At 64.7% G+C, this 385-nt stretch carries 1 protein-coding gene and 1 pseudogene; one reads left to right on the top strand and one right to left on the bottom strand.

Annotation, left to right across the window (positions count from 1 at the left end; translation table 11 throughout):
- Positions 1-192, top strand: a 192-nt coding sequence (locus MFF26_RS26400) for a hypothetical protein (RefSeq protein ID WP_238308978.1), incomplete at its 5' end; no start/stop codon positions are given.
- Here the strand turns inward: MFF26_RS26400 and MFF26_RS26590 are convergent.
- Positions 153-278: pseudogene (locus tag MFF26_RS26590) on the bottom strand (endonuclease/exonuclease/phosphatase family protein); the annotation flags it as partial. The gene MFF26_RS26400 and the pseudogene MFF26_RS26590 sit on opposite strands and share 40 nt — an antisense overlap.
- Positions 279-385: the final 107 nt, after the last annotated feature.

The raw sequence follows: 385 nt of genomic DNA, 5'->3' as shown, positions 1-385 counted from the left end.
CTGGTGGGCCGGGACAGGCGCTGGCCGGTGATCTCAGCCCTGGGTGTGGTGCAGATCCTCGCCTGGGGCTCTTCGTTCTATCTGCTCGGCGTCCTCGCCGCGCCGATTGCGCGGGAAGGCTTGACCCAGGGTCAAAGCTGCCTCCACAGCCGTCATCGTACCGCTTCGATCGCCTCCCGGGCGTCGCGATGATCCTCTGCCGACGCCTCGGGTGTCTCCTGCTTGGCCGAAGCATGCGGAGCCCGGCACAGCTCAACCCAGATCGGGAAATGGTCTGACCTTGCCCCCTGGCCTGCCCTCGTTCTGCAGCTAGGGTCCGTCGATCAGGAGACGGACGATGAAGAAAAGCCGGTTCAGCGAAGAGCAGATTATCGGCGTCCTCAAG

It is taken from the genome of Methylorubrum suomiense, from assembly GCF_022179765.1.
Classification (GTDB): domain Bacteria; phylum Pseudomonadota; class Alphaproteobacteria; order Rhizobiales; family Beijerinckiaceae; genus Methylobacterium; species Methylobacterium suomiense.
This window is presented reverse-complemented; position numbering and strand designations above follow the sequence as displayed.